This is a genomic window from Streptomyces sp. GbtcB6, assembly GCF_019091475.1.
Taxonomy (GTDB): Bacteria; Actinomycetota; Actinomycetes; order Streptomycetales; family Streptomycetaceae; genus Streptomyces; species Streptomyces hyaluromycini.
This window is the reverse complement of the sequence record NZ_JAGXJL010000001.1, coordinates 540348-553870: the sequence shown is the minus strand read 5'-3', so window position 1 is coordinate 553870 and position 13523 is coordinate 540348. Positions and strand designations below refer to the sequence as shown.

The following is a 13523-nucleotide window of genomic DNA, read 5'->3' as shown; positions in this document are numbered from 1 at the left end:
TCGTCCGGCTGGCCTGGCGTGCGGTCGGTTCGCGCGGCCGGGAGCCTAGGATCCATCACCGGACAAACAGGGCATCTGCTGCCTTGTCGGCATGGGCGGGTCCACCTCACGACCGAAGGAGACGGGGATGTCGCACCGCGCCGGAAGAACCCGTTGGAGACGCTTCGCGGTCGTCCTCGTGCCCAGCGTCGCCGCCTTCGCGAGTGTCGGCATCGCCATGGCGCAGGGTGTGCTCGCCGCCTCGTTCTTCATCTCCGGCCAGCACTTCCAGGTCGCCGCCGACTCCCTGACCGCCCGCGGATTCAGCCTCTACGGCATGGTCGACGTCACGAGGAAACACGAACTCGTGCCCGTCGTGGTCTCCGGTTTCCGGCACGCCACGCTCATCGGGCTGTGCCAGTCCGTCGTAGTCGACGTCCCGGTGCTGGGCACGCAGACGCTGCGGCTCACCGGCGGTGGCGGCCGGCCGGTCGAGGCCTCGAACCTTTTCATCGACGCGACGAGCGAGTCGGTCGGTCAGGCGAACTTCGACGGCCTGGACATCGGTGTCGCCCAAGGGGCCGTCACCAAGGGCCCGGTCAGGTCCGGGGACCGGAACTCGCGCTTCTTCGATCCCGACGGCGTCGCCCAGCAGGCGGTGTCGACCACCCTGAACGACGTGCGGGTGAGTGCGGTCGCGGTCTCCGCCGGCACGTTCAACATTCCGGGCCTGCGGGTGCGCGTCGAGCAGGGCAACCACTCCTGCTTCTGACCCGGGTGGCCGCTGTGCACGGGAGCCGCTCGCCCCGGCTCACATCCTTCTCGCGGGACCGAAACCCCACTCATCAGGACAGGACGCGTGATCACCAACCCTTTCGGCAGAGGACGTGAACTGCTCGCCAGGGCACCGGAGTTCCGGCGCAGGTTCAGCGCCTGGCGTGGCGAACGTCCCTTCTGGGCCGGGCTGTTCACCTTCGCCGCCGGTCTGCCCATCCTCTACTGGCCCTACGCGAACCTGAACCTGGGCGGGATTCCGCTCGCCCTGTCGACCACGTCCGGCGCCGGGTCGCTGGTGATCGGAACCCTGCTCCTGGTCCTGGGCGTCACGCTCTGCTGGCGCCCCCATCTCCGTGTGTTCGCCGGCATCGCCACCCTCCTGCTCGCCCTCATCTCCTTCCCCGTCGCGAACTTCGGCGGCCTGTTCCTCGGCGTGGCCTCCGGTCTGATCGGCGGCTCCCTGGCCTGTGCCTGGCTGCCGCCCACGGCCGACGAGCCGTCGACCGCGCCCGGCGACCAGATGGCCGCGACGGCTACGACGGCTACGACGGCTACGACGGCTACGACGGCAACGTCGGCTGCGGCGGGAGAGGGGCCCAGTGGCTCCTGACCACCTGCTCCGCCGTGTGGCCCGGCCGCTCGCGGGTGCGCTGGCCGTGGTCGGCGTGGCCGTGCTCCTGCACCTCGACGTGCCGCGGCCGGCCGGCAGCGCTGCCGGCGCGCGGCTCGGTTCGTCGCCCCCGGTCCGTCCCGCGAAGGGCCCCTGCGTGCTCCGTGCCGACCGGCTCGTACTCCGCGGCGCGAGGTTCCGCGGGGTGGTCTCGGTGCGCACCGGGGCCGGGACCGTCCGGGCCCTGAAGTTCACCGTACGGTCGCTGGACGCCGTCAACCTCGATCTGACGGCGGGCCGGGGCCGGGCGGCGATGCGTCTGCGGGCGAGGCCGGCGACCACCGCCACGCTCAAGGGGCCGGGGGCCGGCGGGGTGGCGACCCTCTACGTCCGCAGACTGACCGGCAGGATCACGGGCCTCGGCGGCGGCCCGCTCCCGGCGGACCGCACCGTCACCGTCACCGTCGACGCCGTACCCCACTGGCTCTCGCACCCGCCCGCCCCCGCCCGCACCCGCACCATCACCCTCGCCGGGGCGACCGCATCCCAGGTCACCCAGTTCGGTGGCCGGCTGTCCATCAAGGGCCCGGAGCTGCGGACGACGGCACGGGGACCGCACAGAGCGTGACGCCGGACGGGCCCGTGAGGCTCCCCGGGGGCGTGATCCTTCGTCAGAACACCTTGGTGGTGAGGTCGTCGACGGCGTCACGGTCGATCGTTTCCGGGCACGGTTCTCACCCTGTGTGCAGCACGGCGTGGGCGATGCCCGTGAGGTTGCCCTGGGCGACGAGGATCTCCCGCCGGTCCGATCCGTCGAGACCGGCCGCGTAGACGGTCCCGGCCAGGTCGGTCACGTACATGCGGTCACCGTCCGGGTCGAGGGCGATGCCGATGCCCTCCATGAGGTGGGTCACGAGGATCTCGGACGTCCACCGGCCGTCCGGCGGGTCCAGCGAGGCCCGGTTGACGGTGTTGCCCCTCGGCGGGTCCCCGCGGTCCGTCCAGTACAACGCCCTTGCCTTGAGGTCGAGTTCGAGGTCGATCGGTTCCGGCAGGCCCTCGAACAGCACCTCCACGTCGTCGCGCCGGTCCGGTGTCCGCCCGGCGGGCAGGGCGGTGTCCGCCCGCAGGATCCTGCCGAGTCCCGCGTCGCTCGGACCCTTCTGGGACCAGTAGAGGTGTCCGCCCACGGGGTCGACGGCGACACCCACGCACCACTTGGTCTCGTCCCGGCGGTCGTCCTCGCCCTCGCCGGTCCGGACGAGGGTCTCGACGTTCGAGCCGTCCAGGTCGCAGCGCATCACGCGCATGCCTTCGCGGTCACTCCAGTACAGCTTCCGGTCGGCTGCTTCGAGGTGGAGCTGCTTCGGGGTGTGCGTGGCACCGTCGGGGACGATCGTCGTCCGGTTGCCGCCGTCCAGGTCCGCGCGCTCGACGGAGCCGTCGTTCTCCGCCGGGACGCCCATGTTCGTCCAGTAGACGTACCCGGCGCCGGCGTCGACGGCGACACCGTCGGGGATCCGGCACCCGGTGACGAGGACCGTCTTGCCGGAGCCGTCGGGGAGCACCGAGAACAGGCGGCCGCCGCCGCTGGCCTCCAGCACGAACAGTGTGTCCCGGTCGCCCATCACGTCGCCTCCTTCGCGTCCGGCCCGGTCCGGGTCGCGGCCGGCGGCCCGGACAGGTCGTGCTGCGCGCGCACGGCCAGCAGGGCCGCGAGCATGGCGTCACGGCGGGCGGACAGCTCGTCGACCGAGTGGCCGTCCGCCTCCTTGAGGACACCGCTCACGATGGTGTCCCTGAGCTCGGGGGTGAACTCGGGGGTGCCCAACTGCTCCCAGAACCCGACCATGCGCGGCATGAGGGTGTCCATGAAGTGCTGGATGCCGCCCTCGCCGCCGCCGAGGTGCCACAGCAGGTGCGGGCCCATGACGCCCCAGCGCAGCCCCGGCCCCCAGGACACCGCGTCGTCGGAGTCGGCCACGTCGAGCACGCCCTCCTGGACCAGGTACACGACCTCGCGGTACAGCGCGGCCTGGATGCGGTTGGCGACGTGTCCGGGGAGCTCCTTCTTCAGGTGGATCGGCTTCTTGCCGATCGCGGCGTAGAACGACATGGCGTCCCGGATCGTCTCCGGGGCGGTCCGCGTGCCGCCGACGACCTCCACCAGGGGGACGACGTGCGGAGGGTTGAAGGGGTGGCCGATGACGGTCCGCTCCGGGTGCCGGCAGTCGACCTGGATGTCACTCATCGTGATGCCCGACGAGCTAGACGCGATGATCGAGTCGGGTGGTGTGGCGTCGTCGAGGTCGGCGAACAGCTTCACCTTGAGCTCCGGGCGTTCGGGTGCGTTCTCCTGGACGAAGTCGGCGTCCGCGACGGCCTGGCGCATGTCCGGGGTGAAGCCCAGGCGGTCGGGCGAGGCGCCGGGGGCGAGCCCGATCGCGGCGGCCGCGTCCCACGCGCCTGCCACGTACGACCGCAGGGCCGTTTCCGCGGTGGGCGCGGGGTCGGTAGCCGTGACGTCGAAGCCACGGACGAGGTAGTGCGTCGCCCAGCTGGCACCGATGGTGCCGGTCCCGACGATCGCCACGCGGTGGACGGGCCTGTGCGATGTCATGGCTGATCACTGCTCCTGATCGTGGGCCACGGAAGGTGCGTGGAGACGCCGTGCGGCGGCCACGGGACAACCCTCGGCCCGGGGGAGCGCCGGCGCATCGGGCTGCGCGCCCAGGATTCGGGCGGGTTCTTGGTGCCGCGGTACAGGGCCCCGGCCGGCGGCCCGCCGCGGTGCCCGGGACTCCCCGGTCGGCAACGCCCGCGCCGCCTCGGGTACTTGAGGCCCGGCACGGCCGGGTCGGAAGCGCCGGTGCCGGATCCGCCTGCCGCGGGCTCGTCGCATGTTTTGGTGCAAGAGCACCAAATCGGTCGGCAATGTGGTGTTCCGCGCCCAGTGGCTGTGACTCCGCCGCCTCCTAGCGTCGTTCGTACTGACCCCATCGGATTCCCCATTGGATTCCCCTTCGGATTCCCGATCGGAAGGAACGGCAGATGAAGGCGACACACGGCGCGGCAGCCGATCAGGGACACGCTCTCGCGAGCCCCAACGGGAACTCGTCCGGGGTGGAGCCGCCCGTTCTGGGCGGATCGGAGTTCTCCGACTACTTCCTTCTGGACAACCTGCTCACCGACGAGCAGCGGGCTCTGAAGAAGAAGGTCCGCGAGTTCATGGACCAGGAGGTCATCCCGGTCATCAACCCGTACTGGGAGCGGGCGGAGTTCCCCTTCGAGCTGGTGCCCAAGCTGGCACAGCTGGACATCGCGGGCTTCCAGATCTCCGGGTACGGCTGCCCGGGGATGAGCAACGTGACGGCGGGCCTGGTGATCCTCGAACTGGCCCGGGGCGATCTGAGCATGTCGACCATGATGGGGGTCCACTCGGCCCTGGCCATGATGTCGATCGCGCTGCTGGGCTCCGAGGAGCAGAAGCAGCGCTTCCTGCCGGCGATGGCGCGCATGGAGAAGCTCGGCGCCTTCGGGCTGACCGAGCCCACGCACGGCTCGGACGTGGTCAAGCTGGAGACGACCGCGCACCGCGACGGCGACTCGTACGTCATCAACGGCCACAAGAGGTGGATCGGCAACGCGACCTTCGCCGACTACTCGATCATCTGGGCCCGCGGCGACGACGGGCATGTCGGCGGCTATGTGGTCGAGAAGGGCACGCCCGGGTTCGACGCCCAGGTCATCAAGGGCAAGACGGCCCTGCGCTGTGTCCAGAACGCGCAGATCTCCCTCACCGACGTCCGGGTGCCGGCGGCGAACCGGCTGGCGAACGTCCACACCTTCCGCGACACCGAGAAGGTCCTGCTGGCCTCGCGCTTCTGCGTCGCCTGGGAGTCGATCGGGGCCGCGGTCGCGGGCTACGAGACGGCCCTGGCCTACGCCAAGCAGCGCCGGCAGTTCGGGATGCCGCTGGCCGCCTTCCAGCTCATCCAGTACAGGCTCTCCCGGATGCTCGCGGACATCACCGACATGCTGTGCATGCAGCACCGGCTGAGCCAGCTCCTGGACGAGGGCGAGTACTCGATGCCCCGGGTCGCGCTGGCCAAGATGCACTACACCGAACGGGCCCGGGCCATCCTCGCCGACGCCCGCGACATGCTCGGCGGCAACGGGATCCTGCTCGACTACCACGTGGCCCGGCATCTGTGCGACATCGAGGCGATCGACACCTACGAGGGCACCGACACCGTGCAGGCGCTGATCGTCGGGCGTGACATCACCGGCTACAGCGCCTTCGTGCCCGCGGCGCCCAGCCACCACTGACCCGGTGCCCCGTCGAGGACAAGGAGTCGTCATGAGCAGCACGCCCCTCCTTGAGGGACTGCACGTCGTCGATCTCGCGAGCTTCATCGCAGGGCCCGCCGCGGCCACCATCCTCGGCGACTTCGGCGCCGACGTCGTCAAGGTGGAACCCCCGGGCGCGGGCGACGCGTACCGTTCGCTCAGCCGCATGCCACCGAACCCGCGCGTCGAGGGGGTCAACTACCCCTGGCAGCTGGACAACCGCAACAAGCGCAGCATCGCGCTCAACCTGAAGGCACCCGGCGCCCGGGCCGTGGTCGAACGGCTGGTGACCTGGGCGGACGTACTGGTGACCAACTTCCCGCCGCACACCCGCGCCAAGCTGGGCCTGGACTACGACGACCTGGTCCCGCTGAACGCCCGGCTGATCTACGCCGATGTCACCGGCTTCGGCGAGGAGGGCCCGGACGCGAACCTGCCCGGGTTCGACGTGACCGCGTTCTGGGCCCGCAGCGGCCTCATGGACGTCACACGCCAGCACGAGGCGCCGCCGGCGATCAACGCGTTCGGGTCGGGCGACCACCCGACGGCGATCACCCTGTTCGCCGGGATCATGACCGCGTTGTACCGGCGGGAGAAGACCGGCGAGGGCGCACGCGTCACCGCCTCGCTGGTCGCCGAGGGCGCCTGGGCGGCCGGCATGTGGCTGCAGGCCGTCCTGGTCGGCGGGAAGGCCCCCCGCCCGGTCGACAGGACCGACCCGCCGAACGCGCTCGCCAACGCCTACCGCACCGCGGACGACCGCTGGCTGCTGCTGGCCTTCGCCAACGAGGACAAGCAGGTCCCCCTCTTCCTCCAGGCGATCGGTCACCCCGAGGCCGCCGAGAACCCGCACTACGCCGACTCGCAGAGCCGCCGCGCCCACGCCGCCGAGATCGCCGGCGTGCTGGACAAGACGTTCGCGGCCCGTCCGCTGGCCGAGTGGCGTCAGGTGCTCGACGCCGCGGGCCTCACCTACGGAGTCGCGCAGACGATCGAGGAGTTCGCCCACGACCCGCAGCTCGTGGCCAACGGGATCCTCGTACCGATCGACGACGGCGGTACCGACCCGCATCTGACCGTCGACAGCCCCGTACGACTGGACCAGGAACCCAAGGTCCGTCCGCGTCCGGCCCCCGACCTGGGCGAACACACCGACTCCGTGCTCCGTGACATCGGCTTCGACACCGCCGGGATCGAGGAACTGCACAAGGCCGAGGCCGTCGCCTGAGGCCATGGGCCGCCAGGAAAGAAGGGAAACACGTCATGACCACGGCCACGAACGCACCGACCGTACGGACCGAGGAGATCGACGGCATCTTCGTGATCACCATCGACCGGCCCCGGGCCCGCAACGCCATCGACGGGGCCACCGCACGGGCCCTCGCCGCCGCCCTCGACGAACTGGAGTCCCGTGACGACCTCAGGGTCGGCATCCTCACCGGTTCCGGCGGCGTCTTCAGCGCGGGCATGGACCTCAAGGCCTTCGCGGCCGGCGACAAGCCCATCGTCGGCGGACGGGGCTTCGCGGGGATCACCCGCGCCCGGATCAGGACTCCGCTCATCGCCGCCGTCGAGGGCTACGCGCTGGGCGGCGGCACCGAGATGGCGCTCGCCTGCGACATGATCGTGGCCGCGCGGAACGCCACCTTCGGCCAGACCGAGGTCCGCTACGGCATCGTGCCGCCCGAGGGCGGCATGGTGCGCCTGCCCGAGCGCATCCCGCACAACATCGCGCTCGAACTGCTGCTCACCGGCGGGACCCTGCCCGCCGAGCGAGCCGAGCGCTTCGGCCTGGTCAACGAGCTCACGGAACCGGGTCAGGCGCTCCAGCGGGCCCTGGAACTGGCCAGCAGCATCACGCTCAACGCGCCCTTGGCCGTGGAGGCCGTGAAACGGGTCGTCAACGAGCGGCGCGCCTTCAGCGACGAGGACGCCTTCGCCGAGCAGGACCTCATCGCCGACCCGGTGCTGGCCTCCCAGGACGCCCAGGAGGGTGCCCACGCCTTCGCGGAGCGGCGTCAGCCGCACTGGGAAGGCCGCTGACCCGGGACGCCGGCAGGTGTCGCGCGTGTCATGTGTGCCGTTCGGCGTTCGTGCGCAGCAGCGTGGAGCCGAGGTACTGGACGGCGCGCAGCGCGATCTCCAGATCGGTGTGCTCCTTCTGGACCGGGTGCCCCATGATCTCCTCGGCTTTGCGGATGCGGTACTGCACGGTGTTCTTGTGCAGGATCTGGGCGCTCGCGGTGGCCGTGTAGCTGCAGCCGCTGTCCAGGAATATCTGCGCGGTCTCGCGAAGGCGGGCGCTGTTCTCGTCGTCGAGGGCCAGCGGGCCGAGGACGTCCCACACCCAGGCACGTATGTCGTCGATGTTCGTCGCCATCAGGGCGATGGGAGCCACGGTGGAGAACTGCGTGAACCGGGGGACCGGATCGGCCACGGCCGCGAGTTCCTGGACGCGCAGCGCCTGCCGGTGGGTGGCGCGGAATCCCTCGACGTCGTATCCGACACCCCCGGCGCACATGCGGACGGAGGGATCGCTGCGCTCCAGCACGCTCGACACCTCGTGCCAGGGGACGTCACTGTTCGGGCCCAGCGGCAGCCAGGCCCAGGACACGATCGCGTCCCGGGGGACGAACAGCGGGCGTGCGGCGCAGCCGAGTCTCCGGGCGATCTCGTCGGTGACCCGGTGCAGCCGGGAGAGCCCGTCGCCCCCGTCCTTCGGCGTGGGCAGCCACGCCACCAGTCCGAGGTGATGCTGCCGGAGCCGGTAACCGAGGGCCGGTTCGATCCGGTTGAGGTCGACGTCGCTCGCGGCGAGGATGTCGCGCACCCGGGCGGCGCGCGCCGCGGTCTGGCTGAGCAGCCAGTTGTCGCGTTCGTGCTGGTACTCCGCGATGACGTGCTCGGTGACCCGGTCGATGTAGCCGAAGCTCGTGTGCAGCATGCGCCGGTTGGTCGCGACGGCCAGATCCTCGGCGGCGTTCTGCCGGTTGAGTTCGTCCAGACACCACTGCAGAAAGCGCCAGTGCCCGATCCGGTAGGCCCTGATCAACGCGCTCAGGGAAATTCCCCGCTGAGCCAGTCTCCGCGCGTATTCGAGGGCGGCCGCGGGTCCCTCGACCTTTTCCAGGGGAATGTCGTTCTCGAAGACGTGCAGGAGCGTGCCGGCGTTTTCCGAGATGCTCGCACGCAGGATTTTCACGATGGTCGCGTCGCCCCTGAGCTCCGGTATCTCGGCAAGAACGTAGTCCCCGATGTCGCGGCCGACCTCCGGAAGATGTGACCCTACGTTCTCCGCGACCACGGACAGTTGTTTCACGGCCTCTGGGTGCTCCGCAGCCATGCCTCAAAGCTAACCGCAGAATGGTCCGACGGCACCAATTCGGTCCCCCGGGTCGTATCGCGAGCCCAGTGATTTCCCTGGGTTCCAGGCCTAGCCTCTGCTCATTCGAGCCCTTGGGAAGTGCTTGAGAAGGACGCGTCATGAACCTCGCCCACCACGTGCCCGACAGCGCCCGGGCGCACCCGGACCGCCCCGCGCTCCGCATCGAGGGCACCGCGGTCTCCTACCGCGCGCTCGACCGGAGCACCGCCCGCATGGCCGGACTGCTCCGCGACCGTGGTGTGAAGCCCGGCGACCGGGTCGCGCTCATGCTGCCCAACGTTCCCGAGTTCGCCGTCGTCTACTACGGCGTACTCCGGGCCGGCGGCATCGTCGTCCCGATGAACCCCCTGCTCAAGTCCCGTGAGGTCGCCTACTACCTCGGCGACTCGGGGGCCCGGCTGCTGTTCGCCTGGCACGACTTCGCCGACGAGGCGCACGCCGGTGCGCGGCAGGCGGACGCGGAGGCGGTCGTCGTCCGTCCCGACGTCCTCGACGAGCTGCTGGAACCCGCGTCGCCCCTCGATGAACTGACGGAGCGTCACGATGACGACACCGCGGTCATTCTGTACACCTCGGGGACCACCGGTCAGCCGAAGGGCGCCGAACTGACCCACGCCAACCTGGCCCGCAACTGCGACATCGTGGCCGGTGAGCTGTTCCGGCTCACCGCCGACGACGTGATCTTCGGCGGACTGCCCCTGTTCCACGCCTTCGGGCAGACCTGCACCCTCAACGCCGCCGTGGCCTCGGGCGCGTGCCTCACCCTGCTGCCGCGCTTCGACGCGGCACAGGCTCTCGGCATCCTCGACGCACACGGGGTGACCGTCTTCGCCGGGGTGCCCACGGTGTACAGCAGGCTCGTACGGCAGCCCGGCAAGGAGAGCCACGACGTCTCCCGGCTGCGCGTGTGCCTCGCCGGCGGCGCCGAACTGCCCGTCCAGGTGCTGTACGACTTCCAGGCCGCGTTCGACTGCGTCGTGCTCGAAGGCTACGGACTGTCGGAGACCTCGCCCGTCGTCTCGGTCAACACCCTGCTGGCCGGGCCCAGGCCCGGCTCGGTCGGCACCCCGATCCCGGGCGTCCGGGTGCGGGTGGTCGACAACGGCAAGGAGGCGCCGCAGGGGGAGACGGGCGAGATCGCGGTGCGCGGGCACAACGTGATGAAGCGGTACTGGCAGCGCCCCGAGGAGACCGCCGCCACGATCCGGGACGGCTGGCTGTACACCGGTGACCTCGGCCGGATGGACCAGGACGGGTACCTCTGGATCGTCGGCCGGAAGAAGGACGTGATCATCCGGGGCGGGTACAACGTGTACCCCCGCGAGGTCGAGGACGTGCTCTACGAGCATCCGGCCGTCGCCGACGCCGCGGTCATCGGCCTTCCCGACCCCGACCTCGGCGAGGAGGTAGGTGCGGCGGTCGTGCTCCGGCCGGGGGCGCGGACGACGGCCGAGGAACTGCGTGCGTACGTAAAGGGCCAGGTCGCCGCCTACAAGTACCCGCGGAAGGTGTGGATCGCGGACACCCTGCCCAAGGGGCCCACCGGGAAGATCCTCAAGAAGGAGATCGTGCCGCCGGCCGGGCGATGAGCCGGGTGTCAGGCGCCGGGGCACCCGCCGGCGGCTCCCTCGACGTGCCGGCCGTCGGGGAGCGTGACCGTCACCGGCTCGGGTTCGGCACCGGGGTCGGCTATGCGCTGCGCCGCGTCCGCAGTGCAGGCGAGCTGTGCGGCGGCGAGGCCGGGATCGCTCAACTCGCCGGCGAAGGCGGACAGTTCGACGGAGATCCGGTCCTCCCGAGCGGTCACCCGCAAGAAGTGCGCCCCGTCGGACGCCTCCGGTACGGCGGTGGCACCCCCGCTCGGCGCCGGGACGGCGGGGACCGCCGACGGCAGGCCCGTGAGCAGGGGCAGGCGCGTCGTCAGTCCCTTGCCGCGCTCCGCGCCGGTCGGGCCCAGGAGCAGTTCCCGCAGCGCCGACTCGACGTCGCCCGGCGCGTCGGTATCGCGCCGGACGGCGACCAGAGCGCCGTCCCGCACGAAGTACAGCCGCGTCTTCGGCACGACGCCACCGGCGGGACCGCCCGCCTGCACCACACCGGTCGCGGGGATGCCGCAGGAGGCCAGGACGCCCACCGCCGCCGGGACCAGGAGCGCGAGGCGGGCCCGCCGCCGGAGGCTCGTCACCGGTCCTCCCGGGCCGGTTCGCCGGCCGGCAGGGGGAGCCGTACGGTGAAGACGGCGCCGCCCCCGGGCCGGTTCGCGGCGCGGACCGTGCCGCCGTGCACCCGGACGTTCTCCGCGGTGATCGCGAGGCCCAGGCCGCTGCCCTCGGTGCGGGTGCGGGCGGCGTCCGACTTGTAGAACCGCTCGAAGACCTGCGGCAGCACGTCGTCCGGGATCCCGGGCCCGCTGTCCAGCACCTCGATCACCGCGAGCCGCGCCCCGCCGGGCTCCCCGCCGTCGTACAGGCGCAGGGCGACCGGCCGGGCGCCGTGCCGTAGTGCGTTGCCGACCAGGTTGGCCACGACGACGTCGAGGCGGCGCGGGTCGACGCGGCCGCGCAGGGTGCCGGGCGGCGGCAGGTCGCAGTCCACCAGGCCGGTCCAGGCGCGGGCGTCCAGGGTGCGCCGCAGGGACTCGGCGAGGTCGATCTCGTCCAGGTGCAGCACCGCGGCGCCCGCGTCGAAACGGGAGATCTCCATCAGGTCGTCCACCAGCCGGGCCAGCTTCACGGTCTCCTCGCTGATCAGACGGACGGCGGTGGCGGTGTCCGGGTCCAGGCCGGCGGCGTCCTCGTCGAGGACGTCGGTGACAGCGGACATGGCGGCGAGCGGGGTGCGCAGTTCGTGCGACACGTCCGCGGCGAAGCGGCGGGCCCGGGCCTCCATGCCGCGCAGTTCGGCCACCGACTTCTCCAGCGCGGCGGCCGTCTCGTTGAACGTGTGGGAGAGATCGGCGAGTTCGTCGGATCCGTCGACGGCGAGCCGGGTGTCCAGGCGTCCCTCGGCGATGCTGCGGGTGGCGTGGCGCAGGGCCCGAACCGGGCGCAGCACCCCGCGGGCGGCGAGCAGCGCCAGCAGTACGGCGAGCGTCAGCGCGGGCACCGCGGCGCGTTCGGCGGCGGTGACCAGGGCGTCGACGTAGGCGCGTTCGGTGGTCTGGGGCACCGTCAGGAAGACATGGACACCGGAGGTGTACACGCCCTTGGCGGGTGCCTGGTCGAAGGTGACCGACATGCCGACGACGAGTGCGGTGCGGTCGCCGTCGGCCACCCGCTGGAAGACCGTGGCCATGCTGGAGCCGACGGCCTCGCGCACGGCGGGCGTCAGCTCCTCGAAGCGGTCGCCCGCGGCGGAGGTGGCGCTCAGGCTGCCGTAGGTGGCCAGCACCCGCCAGGTCCCGGAGGGCTCCGAGCGGGCCACGTCCGACGCGAACCGTGCCAGTGCGGTCCGGTCCGGCGGGAAGGCGAGGTCCGGGGCGAGGCGGCCGACCTGCGTGCGCAGCTGCTGGATCACGGCGTCCTGGCTCTGCTGGAGCACGCCGGTACGGGCCTCGCGGAAGGTCAGGGCGCCGGTGGTGGCCGCGGTGACGGCGGCGACCAGCGTGAAGGCGAGCACCAGGCGGATCCGCAGACCGCGCAGCTGCGGGAGACGCGGGCGCCTCACCGGGCCGCGAACCGGTAGCCGAAGCCGCGCACGGTCTGGATGTGGCGCGGTTCGCGCGGTGGCTCGCCCATCTTGGCGCGCAGCCGCCGCACGCAGGCGTCCACCAGCCGTGCGTCCCCGTGGTAGCTGTGCTCCCAGACCGCCTCCAGGAGCTGCTGCCGGCTGAACACCTGACCGGGCGACGCGGACAGGGTGAGCAGCAGACGGAGTTCGGAGGGGGCGAGCGGGATCGGCACACCCCCGCGGGCGACCGAGAGCCCGGCCCGGTCGACGGACAGGTCCCCGTAGGTGTCGATCTTCGGTATGCCGCCCTCGGCGGGTGGGCCGCCCGCCCGGCGCAGCACCGCGCGGAGCCGGGCCTCCAGCACCCGCGCCCGCACGGGTTTGACCACATAGTCGTCGGCGCCCGCCTCCAGGCCCACCACGATGTCCTCGTCGTCGCCTCGCGCGGTCGCCATGACGATCGGCAGGGTCTGGTCGAGGCCGCGGATCCGGCGGCACACGTCGAGTCCGGGCATGCCGGGCAGCATGAGGTCCAGCACCACGACGTCCGGCCGGAAGGACCGCACCCGCTCCAGCCCGTCCTCGCCGGTCGCCACGGCGGCGACCTCGTGGCCCTGGCGGCGCAGGGCGAGGGCCACCCCCTCCCGCACGGCACGGTCGTCTTCGATCAGCAGAACGCGTGGCATGCGCTCAGTATCCGCATCGCATCCGCACAGCTGTGCGCTTGTTACGGGATGATCATATAAGCCTGCA

13 protein-coding genes are annotated in these 13523 nt (G+C 71.5%); 7 read left to right on the top strand and 6 right to left on the bottom strand.

Translation table 11 applies throughout. The features are described from left to right. The first annotated feature begins 127 nt into the window (after positions 1-127). From KVT45_RS02495 to KVT45_RS02485, 3 genes are all read left to right on the top strand, one after another. Positions 128-751, top strand: a complete 624-nt coding sequence (locus KVT45_RS02495) for a DUF6230 family protein (protein WP_217544760.1) — start codon at positions 128-130, stop codon at positions 749-751. An 87-nt stretch (positions 752-838) separates the two neighbouring features. Next, positions 839-1366: a DUF6114 domain-containing protein gene (locus tag KVT45_RS02490; RefSeq protein WP_217544759.1), complete on the top strand. Its 528-nt coding sequence runs from the start codon at positions 839-841 to the stop codon at positions 1364-1366. Further along, on the top strand, positions 1356-1994 hold the full coding sequence (locus KVT45_RS02485; protein ID WP_217544758.1) for a hypothetical protein: 639 nt from the start codon (positions 1356-1358) through the stop codon (positions 1992-1994). Before KVT45_RS02490 ends, KVT45_RS02485 begins: the two co-directional genes overlap by 11 nt. A 106-nt stretch (positions 1995-2100) precedes the next feature. On the opposite strand, the gene KVT45_RS02480 is transcribed toward KVT45_RS02485, so the two are convergent. After that, the gene (locus tag KVT45_RS02480) at positions 2101-2994 is read right to left on the bottom strand and encodes a YncE family protein (RefSeq protein WP_254646143.1); all 894 of its coding nucleotides are present in this window, start codon (positions 2992-2994) and stop codon (positions 2101-2103) included. Then, entirely contained in the window at positions 2994-3986 is a 993-nt protein-coding gene (locus KVT45_RS02475) for a 3-hydroxyacyl-CoA dehydrogenase NAD-binding domain-containing protein (protein WP_217544756.1), read from the bottom strand. The genes KVT45_RS02480 and KVT45_RS02475 overlap by 1 nt, the downstream gene beginning before the upstream one ends. A gap of 431 nt (positions 3987-4417) precedes the next feature. Between KVT45_RS02475 and KVT45_RS02470 the strand changes: the two genes are divergently transcribed. The 3 genes from KVT45_RS02470 to KVT45_RS02460 are packed head-to-tail and all read left to right on the top strand — an operon-like array spanning position 4418 to position 7759. Next, positions 4418-5695: an acyl-CoA dehydrogenase family protein gene (locus KVT45_RS02470; protein WP_217544755.1), complete on the top strand. Its 1278-nt coding sequence runs from the start codon at positions 4418-4420 to the stop codon at positions 5693-5695. A 31-nt stretch (positions 5696-5726) separates the two neighbouring features. Continuing rightward, entirely contained in the window at positions 5727-6944 is a 1218-nt protein-coding gene (locus tag KVT45_RS02465; RefSeq protein WP_217544754.1) for a CaiB/BaiF CoA-transferase family protein, read from the top strand. 35 nt (positions 6945-6979) lie between these two features. Further along, positions 6980-7759, top strand: a complete 780-nt coding sequence (locus KVT45_RS02460; protein WP_217544753.1) for a crotonase/enoyl-CoA hydratase family protein — start codon at positions 6980-6982, stop codon at positions 7757-7759. Positions 7760-7787: 28 nt separating this feature from the next. On the opposite strand, the gene KVT45_RS02455 is transcribed toward KVT45_RS02460, so the two are convergent. Then, positions 7788-9059 carry a CdaR family transcriptional regulator gene (locus KVT45_RS02455; RefSeq protein WP_217544752.1) on the bottom strand — a complete coding sequence of 424 codons (1272 nt, stop codon included), beginning with the start codon at positions 9057-9059 and terminating at the stop codon, positions 7788-7790. A gap of 140 nt (positions 9060-9199) precedes the next feature. On the opposite strand from KVT45_RS02455, the gene KVT45_RS02450 reads away from it, so the two are divergent. Beyond that, positions 9200-10690: a long-chain fatty acid--CoA ligase gene (locus tag KVT45_RS02450; RefSeq protein WP_217544751.1), complete on the top strand. Its 1491-nt coding sequence runs from the start codon at positions 9200-9202 to the stop codon at positions 10688-10690. Positions 10691-10698: 8 nt separating this feature from the next. Here the strand turns inward: KVT45_RS02450 and KVT45_RS02445 are convergent, their stop codons facing one another. The 3 genes from KVT45_RS02445 to KVT45_RS02435 are packed head-to-tail and all read right to left on the bottom strand — an operon-like array spanning position 10699 to position 13456. Further along, entirely contained in the window at positions 10699-11286 is a 588-nt protein-coding gene (locus KVT45_RS02445) for a hypothetical protein (protein WP_217544750.1), read from the bottom strand. Beyond that, on the bottom strand, positions 11283-12767 hold the full coding sequence (locus tag KVT45_RS02440) for a HAMP domain-containing sensor histidine kinase (protein WP_217544749.1): 1485 nt from the start codon (positions 12765-12767) through the stop codon (positions 11283-11285). Before KVT45_RS02440 ends, KVT45_RS02445 begins: the two co-directional genes overlap by 4 nt. Continuing rightward, a complete protein-coding gene (locus tag KVT45_RS02435; protein WP_217544748.1) occupies positions 12764-13456 on the bottom strand; it encodes a response regulator transcription factor in 693 nt (230 codons plus the stop codon). Before KVT45_RS02435 ends, KVT45_RS02440 begins: the two co-directional genes overlap by 4 nt. Positions 13457-13523: the final 67 nt, after the last annotated feature.

Bases quoted from the DNA above. Each gene is read 5' to 3' on its own strand.
- KVT45_RS02495 (WP_217544760.1), top strand. From the start codon at position 128: ATGTCGCACCGCGCCGGAAGAACCCGTTGGAGACGCTTCGCGGTCGTC.
- KVT45_RS02480 (WP_254646143.1), bottom strand. From the start codon at position 2,994: ATGGGCGACCGGGACACACTGTTCGTGCTGGAGGCCAGCGGCGGCGGC.
- KVT45_RS02475 (WP_217544756.1), bottom strand. From the start codon at position 3,986: ATGACATCGCACAGGCCCGTCCACCGCGTGGCGATCGTCGGGACCGGC.
- KVT45_RS02470 (WP_217544755.1), top strand. From the start codon at position 4,418: ATGAAGGCGACACACGGCGCGGCAGCCGATCAGGGACACGCTCTCGCG.
- KVT45_RS02465 (WP_217544754.1), top strand. From the start codon at position 5,727: ATGAGCAGCACGCCCCTCCTTGAGGGACTGCACGTCGTCGATCTCGCG.
- KVT45_RS02460 (WP_217544753.1), top strand. From the start codon at position 6,980: ATGACCACGGCCACGAACGCACCGACCGTACGGACCGAGGAGATCGAC.
- KVT45_RS02455 (WP_217544752.1), bottom strand. From the start codon at position 9,059: ATGGCTGCGGAGCACCCAGAGGCCGTGAAACAACTGTCCGTGGTCGCG.
- KVT45_RS02450 (WP_217544751.1), top strand. From the start codon at position 9,200: ATGAACCTCGCCCACCACGTGCCCGACAGCGCCCGGGCGCACCCGGAC.
- KVT45_RS02435 (WP_217544748.1), bottom strand. From the start codon at position 13,456: ATGCCACGCGTTCTGCTGATCGAAGACGACCGTGCCGTGCGGGAGGGG.